Origin of the sequence: Rhodococcus sp. ACS1, assembly GCF_002300155.1 — a bacterium.
Lineage (GTDB): Bacteria > Actinomycetota > Actinomycetes > Mycobacteriales > Mycobacteriaceae > Rhodococcus_F > Rhodococcus_F koreensis.
Map to the genome: position 1 here is coordinate 225,569 of NZ_NSDZ01000013.1, position 16,207 is coordinate 241,775.

The 16,207-nt window shown below is 64.4% G+C and carries 10 protein-coding genes and 2 pseudogenes; 6 read left to right on the plus strand and 6 right to left on the minus strand.

Going from position 1 to position 16,207, the window contains the following annotated elements; translation table 11 throughout:
• Positions 1-104: 104 nt before the first annotated feature.
• The gene (locus CJ179_RS47320) at positions 105-1,574 is read right to left on the minus strand and encodes an aldehyde dehydrogenase family protein (protein WP_257016270.1); all 1,470 of its coding nucleotides are present in this window, start codon (positions 1,572-1,574) and stop codon (positions 105-107) included.
• 195 nt (positions 1,575-1,769) lie between these two features.
• Positions 1,770-3,221, minus strand: a complete 1,452-nt coding sequence (locus CJ179_RS47325; RefSeq protein ID WP_257016271.1) for an NF041680 family putative transposase — start codon at positions 3,219-3,221, stop codon at positions 1,770-1,772.
• A 301-nt stretch (positions 3,222-3,522) separates the two neighbouring features.
• On the opposite strand from CJ179_RS47325, the gene CJ179_RS47330 reads away from it, so the two are divergent.
• The 3 genes and pseudogenes from CJ179_RS47330 (at position 3,523) to CJ179_RS53560 (ending at position 6,502) form a co-directional block, all read left to right on the plus strand.
• The gene (locus tag CJ179_RS47330) at positions 3,523-4,971 is read left to right on the plus strand and encodes an IS1380 family transposase (RefSeq protein ID WP_095866092.1); all 1,449 of its coding nucleotides are present in this window, start codon (positions 3,523-3,525) and stop codon (positions 4,969-4,971) included.
• A 387-nt stretch (positions 4,972-5,358) separates the two neighbouring features.
• A pseudogene (locus CJ179_RS54330) lies at positions 5,359-5,868 on the plus strand (TetR/AcrR family transcriptional regulator); the annotation flags it as partial.
• Between the two features lie 70 nt (positions 5,869-5,938).
• The gene (locus CJ179_RS53560; RefSeq protein WP_257016272.1) at positions 5,939-6,502 is read left to right on the plus strand and encodes a TetR/AcrR family transcriptional regulator; all 564 of its coding nucleotides are present in this window, start codon (positions 5,939-5,941) and stop codon (positions 6,500-6,502) included.
• Positions 6,503-6,930: 428 nt separating this feature from the next.
• Here the strand turns inward: CJ179_RS53560 and CJ179_RS53565 are convergent, their stop codons facing one another.
• Positions 6,931-7,278 (minus strand): transposase, encoded by a 348-nt coding sequence (locus CJ179_RS53565; RefSeq protein WP_257016296.1) that lies wholly within the window; start codon positions 7,276-7,278, stop codon positions 6,931-6,933.
• A gap of 70 nt (positions 7,279-7,348) precedes the next feature.
• A pseudogene (locus CJ179_RS53570) lies at positions 7,349-8,065 on the minus strand (IS630 family transposase); the annotation flags it as partial.
• Between the two features lie 110 nt (positions 8,066-8,175).
• Between CJ179_RS53570 and CJ179_RS47355 the strand changes: the two are divergent.
• From CJ179_RS47355 to CJ179_RS51945, 3 genes are all read left to right on the plus strand, one after another.
• On the plus strand, positions 8,176-8,523 hold the full coding sequence (locus CJ179_RS47355; RefSeq protein WP_005265649.1) for a hypothetical protein: 348 nt from the start codon (positions 8,176-8,178) through the stop codon (positions 8,521-8,523).
• 567 nt (positions 8,524-9,090) lie between these two features.
• Positions 9,091-12,405 (plus strand): protein kinase, encoded by a 3,315-nt coding sequence (locus CJ179_RS47365; protein WP_095866095.1) that lies wholly within the window; start codon positions 9,091-9,093, stop codon positions 12,403-12,405.
• A gap of 541 nt (positions 12,406-12,946) precedes the next feature.
• Positions 12,947-13,090 (plus strand): hypothetical protein, encoded by a 144-nt coding sequence (locus CJ179_RS51945; protein ID WP_179377934.1) that lies wholly within the window; start codon positions 12,947-12,949, stop codon positions 13,088-13,090.
• 486 nt (positions 13,091-13,576) lie between these two features.
• Here the strand turns inward: CJ179_RS51945 and CJ179_RS47370 are convergent, their stop codons facing one another.
• Together CJ179_RS47370 and CJ179_RS47375 are read right to left on the minus strand one after the other, a co-directional pair.
• Positions 13,577-14,389, minus strand: a complete 813-nt coding sequence (locus tag CJ179_RS47370) for a mycofactocin-coupled SDR family oxidoreductase (RefSeq protein ID WP_095866096.1) — start codon at positions 14,387-14,389, stop codon at positions 13,577-13,579.
• 95 nt (positions 14,390-14,484) lie between these two features.
• Entirely contained in the window at positions 14,485-15,963 is a 1,479-nt protein-coding gene (locus CJ179_RS47375; RefSeq protein ID WP_179377935.1) for an aldehyde dehydrogenase family protein, read from the minus strand.
• Positions 15,964-16,207 lie beyond the last annotated feature (244 nt).

The window sequence follows — 16,207 nt, forward strand, 5'->3', positions numbered from 1 at the left end:
GGCTGCACAATCGAAGTAGAGCGGGCCAGTACAAGGCCTCACACGCCCGCCGTCGACATTCCCGTCATTGCTACCGGCCCGTCGACGGCGCCGCGCTGTCTCGCCTACTGACCTGTGGGGATAATGATCTGCTTGACGTTGGTGAGTTCAAGCAATCCCTCCGCACCGCCCACTCGCCCATAGCCGGATGCCTTGACGCCGCCGTAGGGGGCTGTCAGGCATGGGGAGGTCCCATTGATAGCGAAGGCACCGACCTGCACCCGCCCCGCGACATCCCAGGCCAAGGCATCGTCGTTGGTAAAGATCGCGGAAAGAAGGCCGTACTGCGTGTTGTTCGTGATACGTACAGCATCGTCAATGTCCTGGTACCGCAGGACGGAAAATACCGGGCCAAAGATTTCGGTTTGAGCGACTTCCATCTCCTCGGTCACGTTCGTCAGTAGCGTGGGTTCCAAGTAGAAGCCACCGTCGAAAGCGGCCGGGCGACGTCCTCCGGTAGCGACCACAGCTCCCTGTTCCACTGCACGCTTGATGAAACCTTCCGATCGATCCCGGATTCGTGCACTCGGCATGGGTCCGTATGAAATCTCGGGGTCCAGTGGGTCGCCGATCTCAATTGCTTCCAGCCCTTCGATGAGCCGCTCGACCAGCTCGTCGTGACGCTCGTCCGACACCAGAATCCGAGTCAAGGCCACGCACTGCTGGCCTTGGTAGGTGGCCATGCCGCCGAGCAGCAGTGGAACTGCCTGGTCGAGCGGAATGTCGTCGGCTACGATCGCGGCCGACTTGCCACCCAGCTCGAGCGTGACTCTCGCCAAGCGCTGTGCGGACACGGCTGCCACGTCGGCACCGATCTCGGTGCCTCCGGTGAAGTGGACAAGAGCGATATCCTTGTGTGCAACAAGATGTTTACTGACTTCGGTTCCAGCAGTCATGACTGATACCAGACCCTCCGGCAGGCCCGCCTCCTCGACGGCGCTCGCCAAGAAATGCCCAATCATACGGTTCTCGGGAGGCAGCTTGACGATCACGGGATTCCCGACAAGTAGTGCTGGAATGGCTGTGAAGGCGAACTCGATCAGCGGTCCGTTGTAGGTCAGAATCCCCAGCATGATTCCTACCGGCTCATGGCGGATCTCTACCTCACCGAGCGCGGTCGTCCGCCGCTCGCGGAGATTTACTGTTTTCGCGATGTTGATCGCGTCGTCGATAAGAACCATGATTGCCTCGCCAAAGGCCGACCCCGTCGATACCGGCATCCCTGCTTCCAAAGCCCACACCCGGGTAATGTCCGGCAAACGAGTTTCGATCGCCTTGCGCAGCAGGAGTATGCTCTCAATTCGCTCATCGATCGACATCCTGGGCCATGGTCCGCTTTCGAACGCCGAGCGGGCCCGTGCTACCGCAAGGTCGGCATCCGCGACGGACGGTTCCGGCAGCGCGCTCAGCACTTTCCCGTCGAACGGATTGAGGACGTCCACCGTTTCGTTCGATTGGGGGTCTTCCCACCGTCCCCCGATAAAGAGCTGGTTCGGGTGCGGAATCTCGATGTCGAACAAGCCTTTTGCGCTCACGCTCGGTTCCTATCTGTCACGTTGTTCTATCGCTCGCTTCCTGTGAACGGTGTCACAGAGGATGCGTGCTGTCGCTGTGATCACACACAAATTTCGCAGTACAAACTGTGAGTTGCCTTCGTGCGATCTCGAGCTCAACCTTTGGACGGTAGGGAAGAGGCACGGGAATTTACGAACGGTTGCTTAGCTTGATTTTTAACCTGGGCAGGCGGCCCCGACGGGTTTTCTACCTTTGGTTTCGGCGCGTTTGCCCACGTGGTGATGCGGTGCGCGGTGGGTGTTTTTCGATCCGGGTGGGCGTCCGGGTCCGGGTCGACTGGGTTTCGGTGCACTGGCCGGAACAGGCATCGTCGCGCGGGTGCGCGAAAACCCTCGACGAACCCGCGCCGGCGTCAATCGTGTTGGTGGGACTTGCCGTTCCCACGGGCGGCGTAAGTCCTCGGCCAGAGGACGGGCGAGCCGGAGTTGGCCGTAGGCCACCAGCACGATCCAGGTCCAGCGGTCGGCCGCCTCGGGACTGCGGAGCCGAGGTGCGGTCCACCCCAACGTCTGCTTGAAGAAGCGGAAGGTGTGCTCGAGATCGAAGCGCCGCAGAAACAGCTGCCACAACCGGTCGAGATCGTCGGCACTGACGCCCGGGTCCGAGCACCACAGCCACACCGGGGTGGGATGCCGGTCCCCAGGAAGGTGGTCGACGGTCAACCGAATCACCGTGCCTTCCACGATCGGTGGCGGCCCCGGGTGCTGAGCCCACGAGCCACGATGAACGAGTCGAGGGTGCAACCGATTCCACGCCGAAGCGGAGGCTGTGCCGTATCGGTCCGTCTCGGTGCTCGAGGTGGTCTCGGGTGCAGGCCACGTAATCGGGTCGGCGAATCGAAACTCGGGGCCGTGCCGGGGTGGGCGCCCAGTACGGCCCGGTGGCGGCGCCGGGAAGCACAGCACCCGGTCCGAACGCATCCGACCCAACACCTGCACCGGGAGATCGGCGAGCACGAACGCCAACCGCGCCAACTCGTATCCGGCGTCGAACACCAGCAGAATGTCCGGGTCGCCGTCGCGGTGGTGCCCGGCCTCGCGCAACCGCGTGATCACTTCACGCACCTGGGTCGCCGTCACAGCGGTTTCGTCATCGTCGGGGCGCAAGCGGACCGCGTCGAGCACCGACGTCCACGAGGTACGCCCGGTCTCGAGTGCGGCGACGAACGAGTACGGCCACCCCGGGATCAGCTGCGCCTGATTCTTCCCGCGACCGTAGACGTGGCAGAACCCGCGCTGCGGACTCGTCGGTGCATCCGGGCGCAACCAGGCACTGACATCGACGGCCAGAACGATCCGGCCGCCACGATCACACGGGATCGTCAGCCCGCCGAGGGCGCGCCGCAGCCGAGTGAAATCTACTCTGCCGCAGTTGATTGCGTCGTACAGGGCGCCGTGACCGCGCCGATGCTCGGCGGCCAGTGACAACTCGACCAGGGTGCGAACCGCGGTGCCGGAACACAGCAGCGCATCGGTCAACTCGAACAAGGCATCACCTCGGGTCGGCAGACACCGGTAGAACTCTTCGCGGAACGACACCAGGTCGACACGCGGATCGGGGACCGATTCTTCCCCGACCGCCCACCGATCGGGCACACTGATACTCACGGCCACCGCCTGTTTTCGTCTCGAAAGTTCTGTGGAAGGAACCTCAAGATGATCAGGTGGTGGTCGCCTCATGCCGCGGCGACACGCCGAACAACACCAGCACCAACTGCCCCACGCGATGGCCGAGGGTCGGGTGGCCCCGGGGAATCTCACCCCGGGGCTCCCACAGCACCGTGCTTAACCTGGATGCACCGATCTGGACGAGTCCGTGGGTGGGTCGTAACGGCGAAATGCCCTGTCGTAGTGGAAGAATTGAACTTCTCACAGAAACAATTCGGCCACGACGAAGGGCATCTCGTAGATGCAACTATCTCATACCCGACCCGTCGCGGCGGCGAGGTTCGACGACCCGAATCTGGTGGCGACCGCGGGACTGGTCCCGGTGATGGCATTGGCGCAGGCCAGCGGCCTGCTCACCCTCGCCGATCAGCAGCTGAGCGTGCCGACCGACAAGGGCGCCAACCCGGGCCGCAAGGTCGCCTCGCTGGTCGGGGGGATGGTCGGCGGTGCCGACAGCATCGCCGACCTGGCGATCTTGCGGCACGGCGCGATGGGAACGATATTCGACCGGCCCTACGCGCCGTCGACGCTGGGATCGTTCCTCCGCCAGTTCAGCTTCGGGCACGTCCGGCAACTCGACGCCGTGGCCTCGCGGTTCCTGAGCAACCTCGCCGAGAAGACCCCGCTGGTCACCGGCATCGACACCGGACGGGTGCTGGTCGATATCGACGACACGATCATCGAGGTCCACGGCCACGGCAACCAAGGCTCCGGATACGGCTACTCCGGCGTGCGCGGGCTCAACGCCCTCATCGCCACCGTCACCACCGAGACCGCTGCGCCGGTGATCCTCACCCAACGCCTGCGCCGAGGAGCCTGCGGCTCCCCGCGCGGCGCCGCCCGCATGGTCGCCGACGCCCTGGCCACCGTCGACCGGCTGCGTTCCCAGGCCCGCGGGGCGCACATTGGCTGTTCGAGCGGTGACGGCGCGTCGAAACCCCTGATTCGGTGCGGTTCGGCGTTCTACGGCCATCCCACCATTGGTGCCGCGATTCGCGCCGGTGCCGATGTGTCGGTCACCGTGCGCCTGACCTCCACCATCAAACGTGCGATCGCATCCATCGACGCCGACGAGTCCGCGTGGACGCCGATCGAGTACACCGACGCCGTCTACGACGAGGGCACCGACACCTGGATCTCGCGGGCGGAGGTCGCGGAGATACCGTTCACCGCGTTCGCCTCGCAGAAGAAGGCCCACCGGATCCCCGGGCGGCTGGTGGTGCGCCGCATCCCCGACCTGCGACCGCCCAAGGACCAGGGCCAGGGCACGTTGTTCGACCTCTGGCGGTTCCACGCATTCTTCACCGCCACCGACCCCGACGACCTCGATACCGTCGACGCCGACAAAACCCACCGTCAGCACGCGATCGTCGAGCAGGTGCACGCGGACCTGAAGAACTCCGCACTCGCGCATCTGCCGTCGAACTCGTTCTCGGCGAACGCCGCCTGGCTGGTCTGCGCGGTGATGGCGTTCAATCTCACCCGCGCCGCCGGCACCCTCACGGCTGACCCGAAGCTGACGAAAGCGACCACCGGCACCCTCCGGCGCACCCTCGTCTCGGTCCCCGCACGCATCGCTTCCTCCGCAAGACGGTTGACGCTGCACCTACCCACGCACTGGCCGTGGGAAACAGCGTGGCACAACTTGTTTGACAGCACCTTCGGTCGAAATCAGCCGATCATCACCTAACACCGGTCACACATGCCCACCCTCGATGCGAAAGACTCAGTGGAACAACCCGACACACCAGGTCGGACGATCACCCACGCCCACACCCCACCCGCTGCCACAAAACGGAATTCACAGCGACAACATCAACGAATCGGTGCATTCGGGCTAAGCATGGGCTAAGCAGGCACTGCGGTCGAGCTGGCAGGTCGACCTGGCCACGTCGATGACCAACAGTTTCTGGGCGGTGTCAGCGCTCCATTACGGCCCCGATCTCCGGGAGGGTGTCAACGCCTTCTTGGAGAAGCGAGAGCCGCGGTTCAACCAGGCACCCGGCGACACCGGCCCGACCGCTACCGCAAAAGATGATGTCCTTCGAACCGCACATAATTCGATAAGGTAAAAGACATGGACAGGGTGGGGCGAACAGCAGATGCCGCGGCGACGAGGAACACCATCCTCGCGGCAGCGACCACGTTGTTCGGGGAACGGGACTATCCCGCCACCTCGGTACGGGACATCGCCAAGAGCGTCGGGATGTTACCCGGAAGCCTGTATGGCTTCGTCGACAGCAAAGAAGAGATCCTCTATGCGATCGTCCGGGCGGGCGTCGACCAGTTCGTCGCCGCTCTTGACGGCATCGACGACGGCCCCGCGGACGTTCGATTACGACAAGCCATTGCCACCCACATGCGGCTGGTTGCCGAAAACCCTGCGCGGGTGCGGATCGTCTTCCACCAATGGCGATACCTCAACTCGGACAATCGGCTCGAGGTGATCGCCTCCCGTCAACGGTACGAGCGCTTCTACCGTGACTGCCTCCACTCCGGAATGGCATCCGGGATATTCCGACGAGACCTCGACGTCCAGTACGCGGTGTTCTCCATTCTCGGGGCACTGAACTGGGCTCCGGAATGGCTCGGCCAGGACGCCCCGGACGCAACCGACCAAGCAACGCGGGCCGGCACGCGCGGCGAGAAGCGGCCCCGTGACGTTCGCCGAAATCTACGAGGCGGCGCTGACACTATTCAGCGAGCGCACCTTCCCCGTTATCGGGATGCGCGACATCAGCGAGGCAGTCGGGTTGCGTCCCGGCAGCCTCTATGCGCACATCAACAGCAAGGAAGAACTTCTCGAGAAGGTCGTGCACGACGGCATCACCAACTACCTCGACGAACTGCGCCCCATTGCCGAGTCGAATGATCCCGCACCCGAACGCATGCGTGCGGCAATTCGCGCACACGTGAAGGTTCTCGCCAAGACCCTCGCCCAAACCCGCGTCGCCTTCCACCAGTGGCAGTTCCTCGGCGGGGACGCACAGAAGGAGATCGTCGGCCTCCGGAAGCAGTACGAGAACATCTTCCGGCGAATCTATCGAGACGGCGTGCAGGAGGGTAGCTTCCGAGAGGCCCGAAGCGAGCGGATCGCTGCCCTGGCAGTCATCGGCATGCTTACCTCGGCTTCGGAATGGTACGACCCGGAAGGTGCGCTCGGTGCCGACGAGTTCGGTGACGCGTTGGCCGAAGCTGCGGTTGACGGCCTCCTTCCCTGAGTCGTTCAGCTGCTGTTTGCACACCGAGCGCGTGCATTCCTCCTCCGAGCGCGTCGACGTACCCGGCAAGATGACGTCTGGCCGGCGCCTGAGTCAGGGCTGCTCGCATCGGTCGGCACCGTGCTGACCCCACGACTCGATTTCCGCCCACGGAATCAGTCAACCGCGAGTCGAATCCCCCATGCCGAGGAATGCGTTCGGAAACAGTTTCGCGGACAGGCTCCCAAACGTCATCGATTGGTTTCGTAACCACCGCATTCGAAGTGAGGCATGACTAGATGTTCAGATTCGCCCGAATTCTCGTGCTGATGATCAATCCTGCAAACAATTCTCAGAACGAACTACTCGGCCGTCGTCGACGCTAGTTCGAAGCGAATCCTCTTTGAACGCTGCGCACTAAGTGGTCTGATTCGTTAATTCGTCGGGGGTCATGCCGCTTGCAGGGTTCGATCGTGGTGGTCGAGTCGTTCGAGATGCCGGTGCAGGTCGGTGATCGTGTAGCGCCACTTGAACGGCACGGCGGTGGCGTTGTACCGTTCCTCGAAGGTGAGCAGGCGCCGTTCGACAGCATCGAGGTCTTCGAAATCGTTGGGTGAGAGCACTTTGCGTTGGATTATAGAAAAGTAGATCTCGACCTGATTGAGCCACGACGCGTGCACCGGGGTGTGCACCATCACCGCGTTCGGATACCTCGCGGACAGCCGATCGATCGCGGCCCGGCCCCGGTGCGAGGATCCGTTGTCGACGACCGAAGAACACGCGTTGCGCCGACGCATAGGGCTCGCAGGTCATGACCTGATCGACCAGGGCGGTGAACGGCACTATGCCGGTGGACTGTTCGCATCGACCGAACACCCGGGCGTGGTGGACGTCGTAGGCCGCGAGATACGCCAACGCCCCACCGCGGCGGTAGTCGTGATTGACTCGCATCGGACGGCCTTTGCCGGCCGGCTGGGTGTCATGGCAACGGCGACGGGCCTGGATGGAGGGTTTTTCGTCCGCGGAGATCACGTACTCGTCCGCGCCCAGCTCGATGCCGTCGTACCTGCGGGCATACAGATCGAGGACGACAGCGGCTTTGGTCTCGAACTGTGGATCCCGGATGAAGATCCACGACTGGTACTGCCAGGGTTTGAGGGTGTCCTGCGTGAGCCAGCGGCGCACCGTCGACACCGAGGCGCTGATACCGTCGGTCAGCAACTGGCGGGCCAGTTCCGGGGCGCTCCACCGCGACAGGGGCAGCTGGTGCTCGGCCGGCAACTCGCACGCCCACGCCTTGACCCGGGCCACCTCTGCAGGGGTGTACACCGGTGGGCGCCCCGAACGGGGCGCGTCGGCCAATCCCTTGATGCCCTTGGCGCAGAACCGGGCCCGCCACTTGCGGGCGGTATCGACACAGATGTCGAGTTCGTCGGCGATGGCCGCGTTCGAGGCGTCGGCGGCGGCCAGCAACACGATCACCGCGCGCAGCACCACCTTCTGCGGGGTGTTGCCCGCCCGCACCCGCCGCTCGAGCTCGACGCGGTCGACGTCGTCCAACGCGACCTGGAACGGACTGACCATCACCACAGCAGCACCATCAGGTCACATTCACCACACATGCCCCAACCTTCGCGTGCGACACCCCCGAGGTTGGCGACCGACACGGGTGGTCATCGGGCACGATGAACACTGTGCCGACACCACCGGAATCGACGAAGAACTCGCTGCGCCTTCGGTTGTTCGACCATGCTCGCGCCCGCTGGCCGCAACTGCGTGACGTCGACGCCCGATTTCGAGGATCCTTCGCCTACGTCGATGCGACACTGCCGGACGGCACCGTCCTACCGCTGATGCGGCTGCGTTACGGAGGATCGGCCCGCTCGTGGGGATTCGCGATCCACCTCGCCAGCAGCGGCAAGTACCAGGACTCGATCCTGCCCAGCGGCGACTTCGCAGGCACCCCCGAGGACGCCCTCGACTGCGCCTGCGGGCTCTACCTCGCCGACCCGACCGCCTGGCAACAACCCCCGACGAATTAACGAATCAGACCACTAAGCTTGCACGACAGGATCTCCGCCAGGTCCGTTGAGACGATGACCCGACCGCCACGCGCGCGCCTGGCGACTTGCGTCCGTCGACGGCACCCGACGTGGTCCCGGGGGGTGCCGATTACGCACAAAGGCCACGGTCGGGTCACCTGCTAGAAGCGACGCCGATTCGCTCTGGCGTTTGTCTGGAATCGACTGGACGGTCCCCCTCCCCCGCGAGCAACGCGCCGCAGAGGCTGCGCACAGTGCACAGCGCCGAGCTGAGCGTGAGGCCGAACGCGAACGAGCCGCCCACGAGCCCAGCAAGCCCGGACCCGGGAGAGATCGTTCGACGCGACGCGCGGGCATGAACGCTCTGCGCGTTCACCGGTTGTCGCGACCAGACCGATCGGTCTGCGCCAACGTCGTTCATCTTTCGAGAAGTCCGGGGTAATCCACAGGGATCGTTATCCTGAAGGCACAACTTTCTGAGGTGAGTGGCATGGTGCATCCTCGAGGGTCGTACCAACGAGGTCCTCTTTCTCGACATCGTTGGGGAGACGGAGCGAGGACACGCTGATGGCCGCAGGTGATCCGTTCGAGACAGAGCGAGCCGAGGCTGCGTCGGTCACGGCGGAGCTGGGTGCGGCCGGGTTCGAGGATGCCCACGAAATTGGACGCGGTGGTTTCGGTGTTGCCTACCGCTGCACCCAGGCGGAGCTGGATCGCACGGTGGCGGTGAAGGTGCTCACCGTGGAACTCGACGAGGAGAACCGGGCCCGGTTCTTCCGGGAACAGCGGGCAATGGGCCGGCTCACCGGGCACCCGAACATCGTCAACATTCTGCAGGTCGGTGCCACCGACAGCGGCCTGCCATACATCGTGATGCCCTTTCACCCGCAGGATTCCCTCGATGCGCGGATCCGCCGCGACGGTCCGCTGCCGTTGAGCGAGGCGCTGCGGCTCGGAGTGAAGATGGCGGGTGCGGTGGAGTCGGCGCACCGGCTCGGCATCCTGCACCGGGACGTCAAACCGGCGAACATACTGCTCACCGACTACGGCGAGCCGGAGTTGACCGATTTCGGCATCGCCCACGTTGCCGGCGGCTTCCAGACCGCCACCGGCACCGTCACCGGATCACCGGCCTTCACCGCCCCCGAGGTGCTCAGCGGCGAGCCCCCCAGCCCCGCCTCGGACATCTACAGCCTCGGCGCCACCCTGTTCAGCGCCCTCACCGGGCATGCCGCCTTCGAACGCCGCAGCGGTGAACAGGTCGTCGCGCAATTCCTGCGGATCACCACCCAGCCGGTGCCCGACCTACGCGAGCAGGGGATCCCCGACGAGGTGAGCGGTGTCATCGAACGGGCCATGGCTGCAGACCCGCGGGAGCGTCCCTCCACCGCCGCCGAAGTCGGTGATGAACTGCGCCGGATCCAACACGACCAGGGCCTCCCGGTCGACGAGATGGCCCTGATCGGCGAACCGGGCGCAACACGGCGCGATCTGGATCCGGCGCGCGCCCGCCCGGACCCTGCCGAGACCACGGCGGCTCGGGCCACACCATCGACGGTGCCCGCCGTCCGGACCTCGGTCGGCGGCCTGCCCCTCGAGCTCACCAGTTTCGTCGGTCGCCGCCACGAGCTCACCGAGGCGAGGAACCTGCTGTCCATCTCGCGTCTGGTGACGTTGACCGGCATCGGCGGTGTCGGCAAGACACGCCTCGCCCTGCGGGTGGCCGCCGATGTCCGGCGGGGATTCGGTGACGGGGTGCGATGGGTCGAACTGGGCGAGTTGCAGGATGGGTCGTTGGTGGTGGACATGGTGGCCGCCGCCCTGGGGATGCGGGATCGGTCCGGGCGCCGGCTCGACGACGTGGTGGCGCAGTTCCTCGCCCCCCGGCACCTGCTGCTCGTGCTGGACAACTGCGAGCAGGTGGTGGATGCGGTCGCCGCACTGGCCGAGATGCTGCTGCGCAGCTGCCCGGAGCTGCGGGTCCTGACCACCAGCCGCGAACCCCTCACCCTCGGTGGGGAAGCGGTGCTGCGCGTGCCGCCGCTGACGGCCCCCGACCCGCACCGCGAGCCGACCCTGCACGGGGTCCCCCGGTACGACGCGGTGACGTTGTTCGCGCAGCGGGCCGCCGCCGCGGTGCCGGGATTCGAGGTCACCGAGGACAACCGGGTCACGGTGGCCCGGATCTGCCGACAACTCGACGGCCTGCCGCTGCCGATCGAGTTGGCGGCGGCCCGGTTGCGGGCGATGTCGCCCGAGCAGATCCTGCAGCGGCTCACCGACCGGTACGCGCTGCTCACCCTGGGCAGCCGCGGTGCGCCGACGCGGCAGCAGACGCTGCGACTGTCCATCGACTGGAGTCACGACCTGTGCACACCGCGGGAACAGCAGCTGTGGGCGCGGCTGTCGGTGTTCGCCGGCAGTTTCGAACTGGACGCGGCGGAAGTGATCTGCGGCGAGGGTGTGGCCCCGGAGGACCTGCTCGACGTAGTGACCTCGCTGGTCGACAAGTCGATCCTGATCCGGGAGGACGCGGGCCCGGTGGTGCGGTTCCGGATGCTCGAGACGCTGCGCGACTACGGCCGGGAGAAGTCCGAGCAGTCCGGGGAGCACCCGGGGCTGCGGCGGCGGCACCGGGACTGGTACCAGCAGTTGGTGTTACAGGCGGACGCCGAGTGGATCAGTCCCCGGCAGCGGGAGTGGATCGCACGCCTCGAGCGGGAACAACCGAACCTGCGCGAGGCGATGGAATTGTGTCTGTCCGGGCCCGGCGACGACGCCACCGCAGGGCTGCGGATCGCCGCCGCCCTGTTCCAGTTCTGGCTCTCCCGCGGCCTGCTCAGCGAGGGACGGCACTGGCTCGACCGCGCCCTCGCCCACGGGGCCGGGCGGGCGACCGCGGCACGAGTCGAAGCGCTGTACGCCGACAGCGTGCTGGCGGACGTGCAGGGCGACCTCACAGCGGCGGGCGACCTGGTCGCGCAGGCGCAGGCGCTGGCCGAACAGATGACCGATCCCGTGGTCCACGCGCGCGTCGCCCATGCCGACGGACTCCTGGCCCTCTACAGCGGCGATACTCCCCGCGCCTGCACCCGCCTGGAGGAAGCCCTCGAGGTGTTCGGCGCCCGCGCCAACCTGTCGGAGCGGGTATGGATTCTGATGATGCTCGGGCTGGCGTACGAATTGCAGGGAGATGCTACCCGGGCCATCACCTGCCATCAGCAGGTGCTCGACATCACCGAAGCCCACGGCGAATCGGTCTTTCGGTCATACTCGCTGTGGGCCATGGGGGTGGCGGTCCTGCAGCAGGGCGATCGCGATCGAGCGGTTCGGTTACTGGAAGAGTGCCTGCGGCTGACCCGACTGGTGGACGAACCGCTCACTGCCGCCGTGACCCTGGAGGCACGGGCATGGATCGCCGCCGACCAGGACAACGCACAACGCGCCGCCGTCCTGCTGGGCGCCGCCGAGGCGCTGGGCCGGTCCCTCGGGAGCTCCCCGGTGCTGTTCCACAACCTGCTCGCCCGCCACAAGGAGTGTGAGCGGCAGACCAGCCGGGTACTCGGTGAGCGAGCATTCGAGGCTGCCCGCCAGGAGGGTGCGACCCTGGGGTTCGAGGAAGCCGTCGCCTACGCCCTCGGCGAGCACACCCCGGGTGCGGCACCGCCCGCCGATCACACAACACACCTGACCAAGCGTGAGCGGCAGGTCGCCAACCTGGTCGCCCAGGGTCTGACCAACAAGGCCATCGCCACCCAACTCGCGATATCCCCACGCACCGCGCAGGGCCACGTGGAACACATCCTCACCAAACTCGGGTTCACCTCACGAGCCCAGATCGCGGCCTGGATCGTCGAGCACGCGCAGGATGAGCATGCCTGAGCATTGCTTGCATATTCGAGCGCACAACTCTGGCGATCTCCGCGGTCGTCAGTCCGAGGCGCGGGATGCCAGGAATGCTGTGGATCGGGCTCCTTCATGACGAAATTGCACGGGTCGTCGGCGCCTGATGTGATAGCAGTTCACTCGCCGACAAGGGCGACTCATCGACGACGCGGAAGACCGCGGCCATCGACGCCGAACCGGCCGCCCACACAGTACCGGCAAGGCACCGCTGCTGCCCGCGCAAAAAGCCGTCGGCTGCCCGGTCCAAACGAACCGAATGTTCAAGTTGTCCAAAGCGCGGAACATGAGTCGCGAAATGATCAACCGCGAGTTCAAGGTCACCAAGTCCGAGGTCATCGTCGGCTCGGCCGGAAAGTTCTCACGCGGAGGGGCATGCGGCCTATTCCGCTGATCGTCGGCTCCGCGTGCGGAGTTCCGGGCATTCTCCGTATAAGGCAACGATCACCGTCGTGAGTTCAGCTTCTGAGAGCGGTCGCCCCGGGGCTGATTCTACGTTACGCGGGGCATTGAGCCGAGAATGCTTGTGCTGTTGCGGTTCAGTCATTTTCGCGGACTTCCTAAATTCTTCAGTGACGCCAATCGAGACATGTTCGGTGCGGATGCGCCGTATTGCGAGGGCTTCGTCGCCGCGCAATCACTCTGGGCGACCATGGTGGAATGAGTCCATTCAGCGCACGCCATCAGCGGCAAGCCGTTGGCGGCCACGGCGTGCGAGATCATTTGTGACCCCGGGGTTCTTTGCCGGAACGAACATGTCTCGAGCCTTGAAGACGTCCCGGTAGGTGACGAGGAACCAGCTCACCTACCGGGCACGTTGCGCCACTGTTCGCTCAACAGGGACTACTTCTCCAAGAGAGACGCTTGCTAGTCGAAGTCAGTTTCACACCTGTGGGGAGATGGGCGCCGAAGCACCGGAATACCGCCCCGCTTTGCCGCGATCGTTGACGATTCGCTTCGCGATCCGGACACAGGCACGAAGCGCGCGCTAGCTTGTGGGATTCCTGTGCAACTTCAGGGTTCGCGGCGTCCATCCCTGCAGCCGCGGACTCCGTGCTCTACGTGGTCCCTTCCGGCGATCGACCTCGACCACCGCCGCGGGCGATCTTGGCGTTGGAATGCCCCGCAACCGGGTCGCAAACTCGCGCGATCAGATGTTGCAGTTGCCGGCATCCACTTTCAGCTGCGTCCCGGTCACGTACCGGGACTCGTCGGATGCGAGGAACAAAACAGCGTTGCTGATCTCACGAGGCTCGAGCAGTTCGATCGGCATGGGGTTGACGAAGATCGGTCCCATTTTCTGGTCTTCTTCGATGAACTTGTTGAGGACTTCGAATCCGTTCGTGGCCAGTGGTGTGTCGACCCCGGTCGGATGCACAGTATTCGCGCGAATGTTGTGGCGGGCGAGCTCGTTTGCCATCATCTTCACGATCCCGACCACACCGTGTTTCGCAGCGACGTAGGGCCCGAGCCACGGAGTGCCCTTGAGGCCGGACGTCGAACTGGTGCAAATGATGGAGCCGCCGCCAGCTTCGATGAGGTGCGGGACGCCGGCGGTGATCGTGTTCCAGACTCCGGTCAAGTTGATGTCGAGAGTGTCTTGCCAGACCTGGGGCGAGGTGTCATCCCATTTCTGCCAGGAGCAGATTGCCGCGTTGGCAACGATGACATCCAATCGTCCGAGTTGCGCAACGCCCTCTTCGACGGCCTTCGTCAGACCTGGAGCGTCTCGAACGTCGACTTTCGTCGCGATGATTCGACGGTCGAGGGCTTCAACTTCTTTGACGGTTTGTGCGAGATCCTCTTCCGAGGCCATGTCGTATCGCACGGTATCGAAGTTCGCACAGGCGTCGATTGCGATGATGTCTGCGCCCTCTTCGGCGAGGCGGATTGCATGTGCGCGACCTTGGCCGCGGCCTGCTCCGGTAATGAACGCGACCTTGCCGGCGAGTCGATCTGTCATGGGATGTCCTTTTCTCGAAGTTGATTCGATTGTCGATTGACTTCGCATCTGAGTTTGTGGGGTCCTGGGTGGATCAGGTTCGATGGTCGAATGCACTATTGATTGAGGAAGCTCGACCCACCGGCTACGAGCATCTGCTTCATATCGGTGAATTCGAGGATGCCTTCTGGTCCGCATTCACGTCCCCATCCGGACTGTTTCACACCGCCGAACGGTTGAGAGAGTGACATTCCGGCAACGTTCACGCCTACGGAGCCCGACCTGATTCGGCGTGCGATGTCGAGTGCTGTGGAGGTTTCCTTGGAGTACACCGCTGCAGCCAAGCCGTAGGGTGTGTCGTTTGCGATGTCGATTGCTTGCTCGATGTCGTCGTAGGCAATGAGGCACGCCACTGGGCCGAACACTTCCTCCTGTGCGACTGTCATCTGGTTGTCGACGTCGGCCAGGAGGGTGGGTTCGTAGTAGTAGCCGCGCGAGATCCCTTCCGGCCTCTTGCCGCCGCACGCGACCCTTGCGCCTTCGGATACTGCTCCCGCGACGAAGGCTTCGGTTCGGGTTCTTGCTCGTTCGACCGACAGTGGGCCTCGATCCGTCGCCGGATCGAACGGGTCGCCGATTGTGAGTGAGGTGTAGTAGTCGACGAGTGCGTTCTCGACTTCGGAGTACCGTGAGCGAGGAACAATGATGCGCGACAACAGCACACAGATCTGGCCCATGAAGCTGCTGGAGCCTTCGGCGAGTGTCGTCATCACCTCGTCGAGGTCGACGTCCTCGGTCAAGATGGCTGGTGACTTGCCTCCCAGTTCCAACGCCGTGCGGGCGAGCCGAGGAGTCGTGCGATTGAGGATGTCGCGAGCGATTGCCTGGCTTCCGGTAACGGTCACCATGTCGATTCCGGGATGGGAGACAAGGTACTGAGTCACTTCAGTGTCCGCCGGGAGAAAACTCAGGACTCCGGGGGGGAAGCCCCCCTGGAGTGAGGCTTCGGCGATGAGATGAGCGGTGAGCTGGGACTCAGGGGCATGTTTGACGACGACGGGGCATCCTGCGAGCAGTGCGGGTATGACCTTCATCGCCATGAGGGGGACCGGGCCGTTGTTTGTGAGAATAGCCAGTACTGTTCCGGTTGGCTCACGTCTGATCACAGCATCACCGCGGTCCTGTTCCCACGGTAGTTCGGGCGCGAGTTCGACTGCAGCGCGCCACGCCATTGTCGATGCCCCCTCGTGCATCATGACGCCATGTTTGAGTGGTGCGCCGGACTCGTGTGCCCATGCGCGATTCAGATCCCCAAACGCCGATTCCAGCGCGTCACAGAATCGGCTGACGATCTCTGTTCGCTCCGCGACCGGCATCCGTGGCCATGGACCGTTGTCGAAAGCGTCGCGTGCCGCCGCGACGGCGGCATCCGCGTCGGCGGGACTTGGTCGCGCGACCTGAATCAGAAGATTTTCAGTGGATGGTGAGATCACGTCGATCACACCGGCCGCAGCGGGCTTGCGCCACTCCCCCGCGATGAACACCGCGTCTGCGCCGGGAAGTTCAAGGTCGAGCTCTCGAACACTGGTGTGCACTCTGCTGCCCCTCTGGTTATATATGGCTATAAATCGGTCTATTTACATAGAGTGATCTGACGCACATCACATGTCAAGATGTCCGGCGCTCCGAAATCGACTTACGCTCATGATCGGGGCGCGCAACCTCGATAGCTCATGCTGCATCGGGAGTTGCTGAGACGCAGCCACATTGCCGGTTCCAGATCGACCCTGCCGAATGCCAGGACTCCGAGGTTCGATATCCCCATGGCTGAGACGGCAT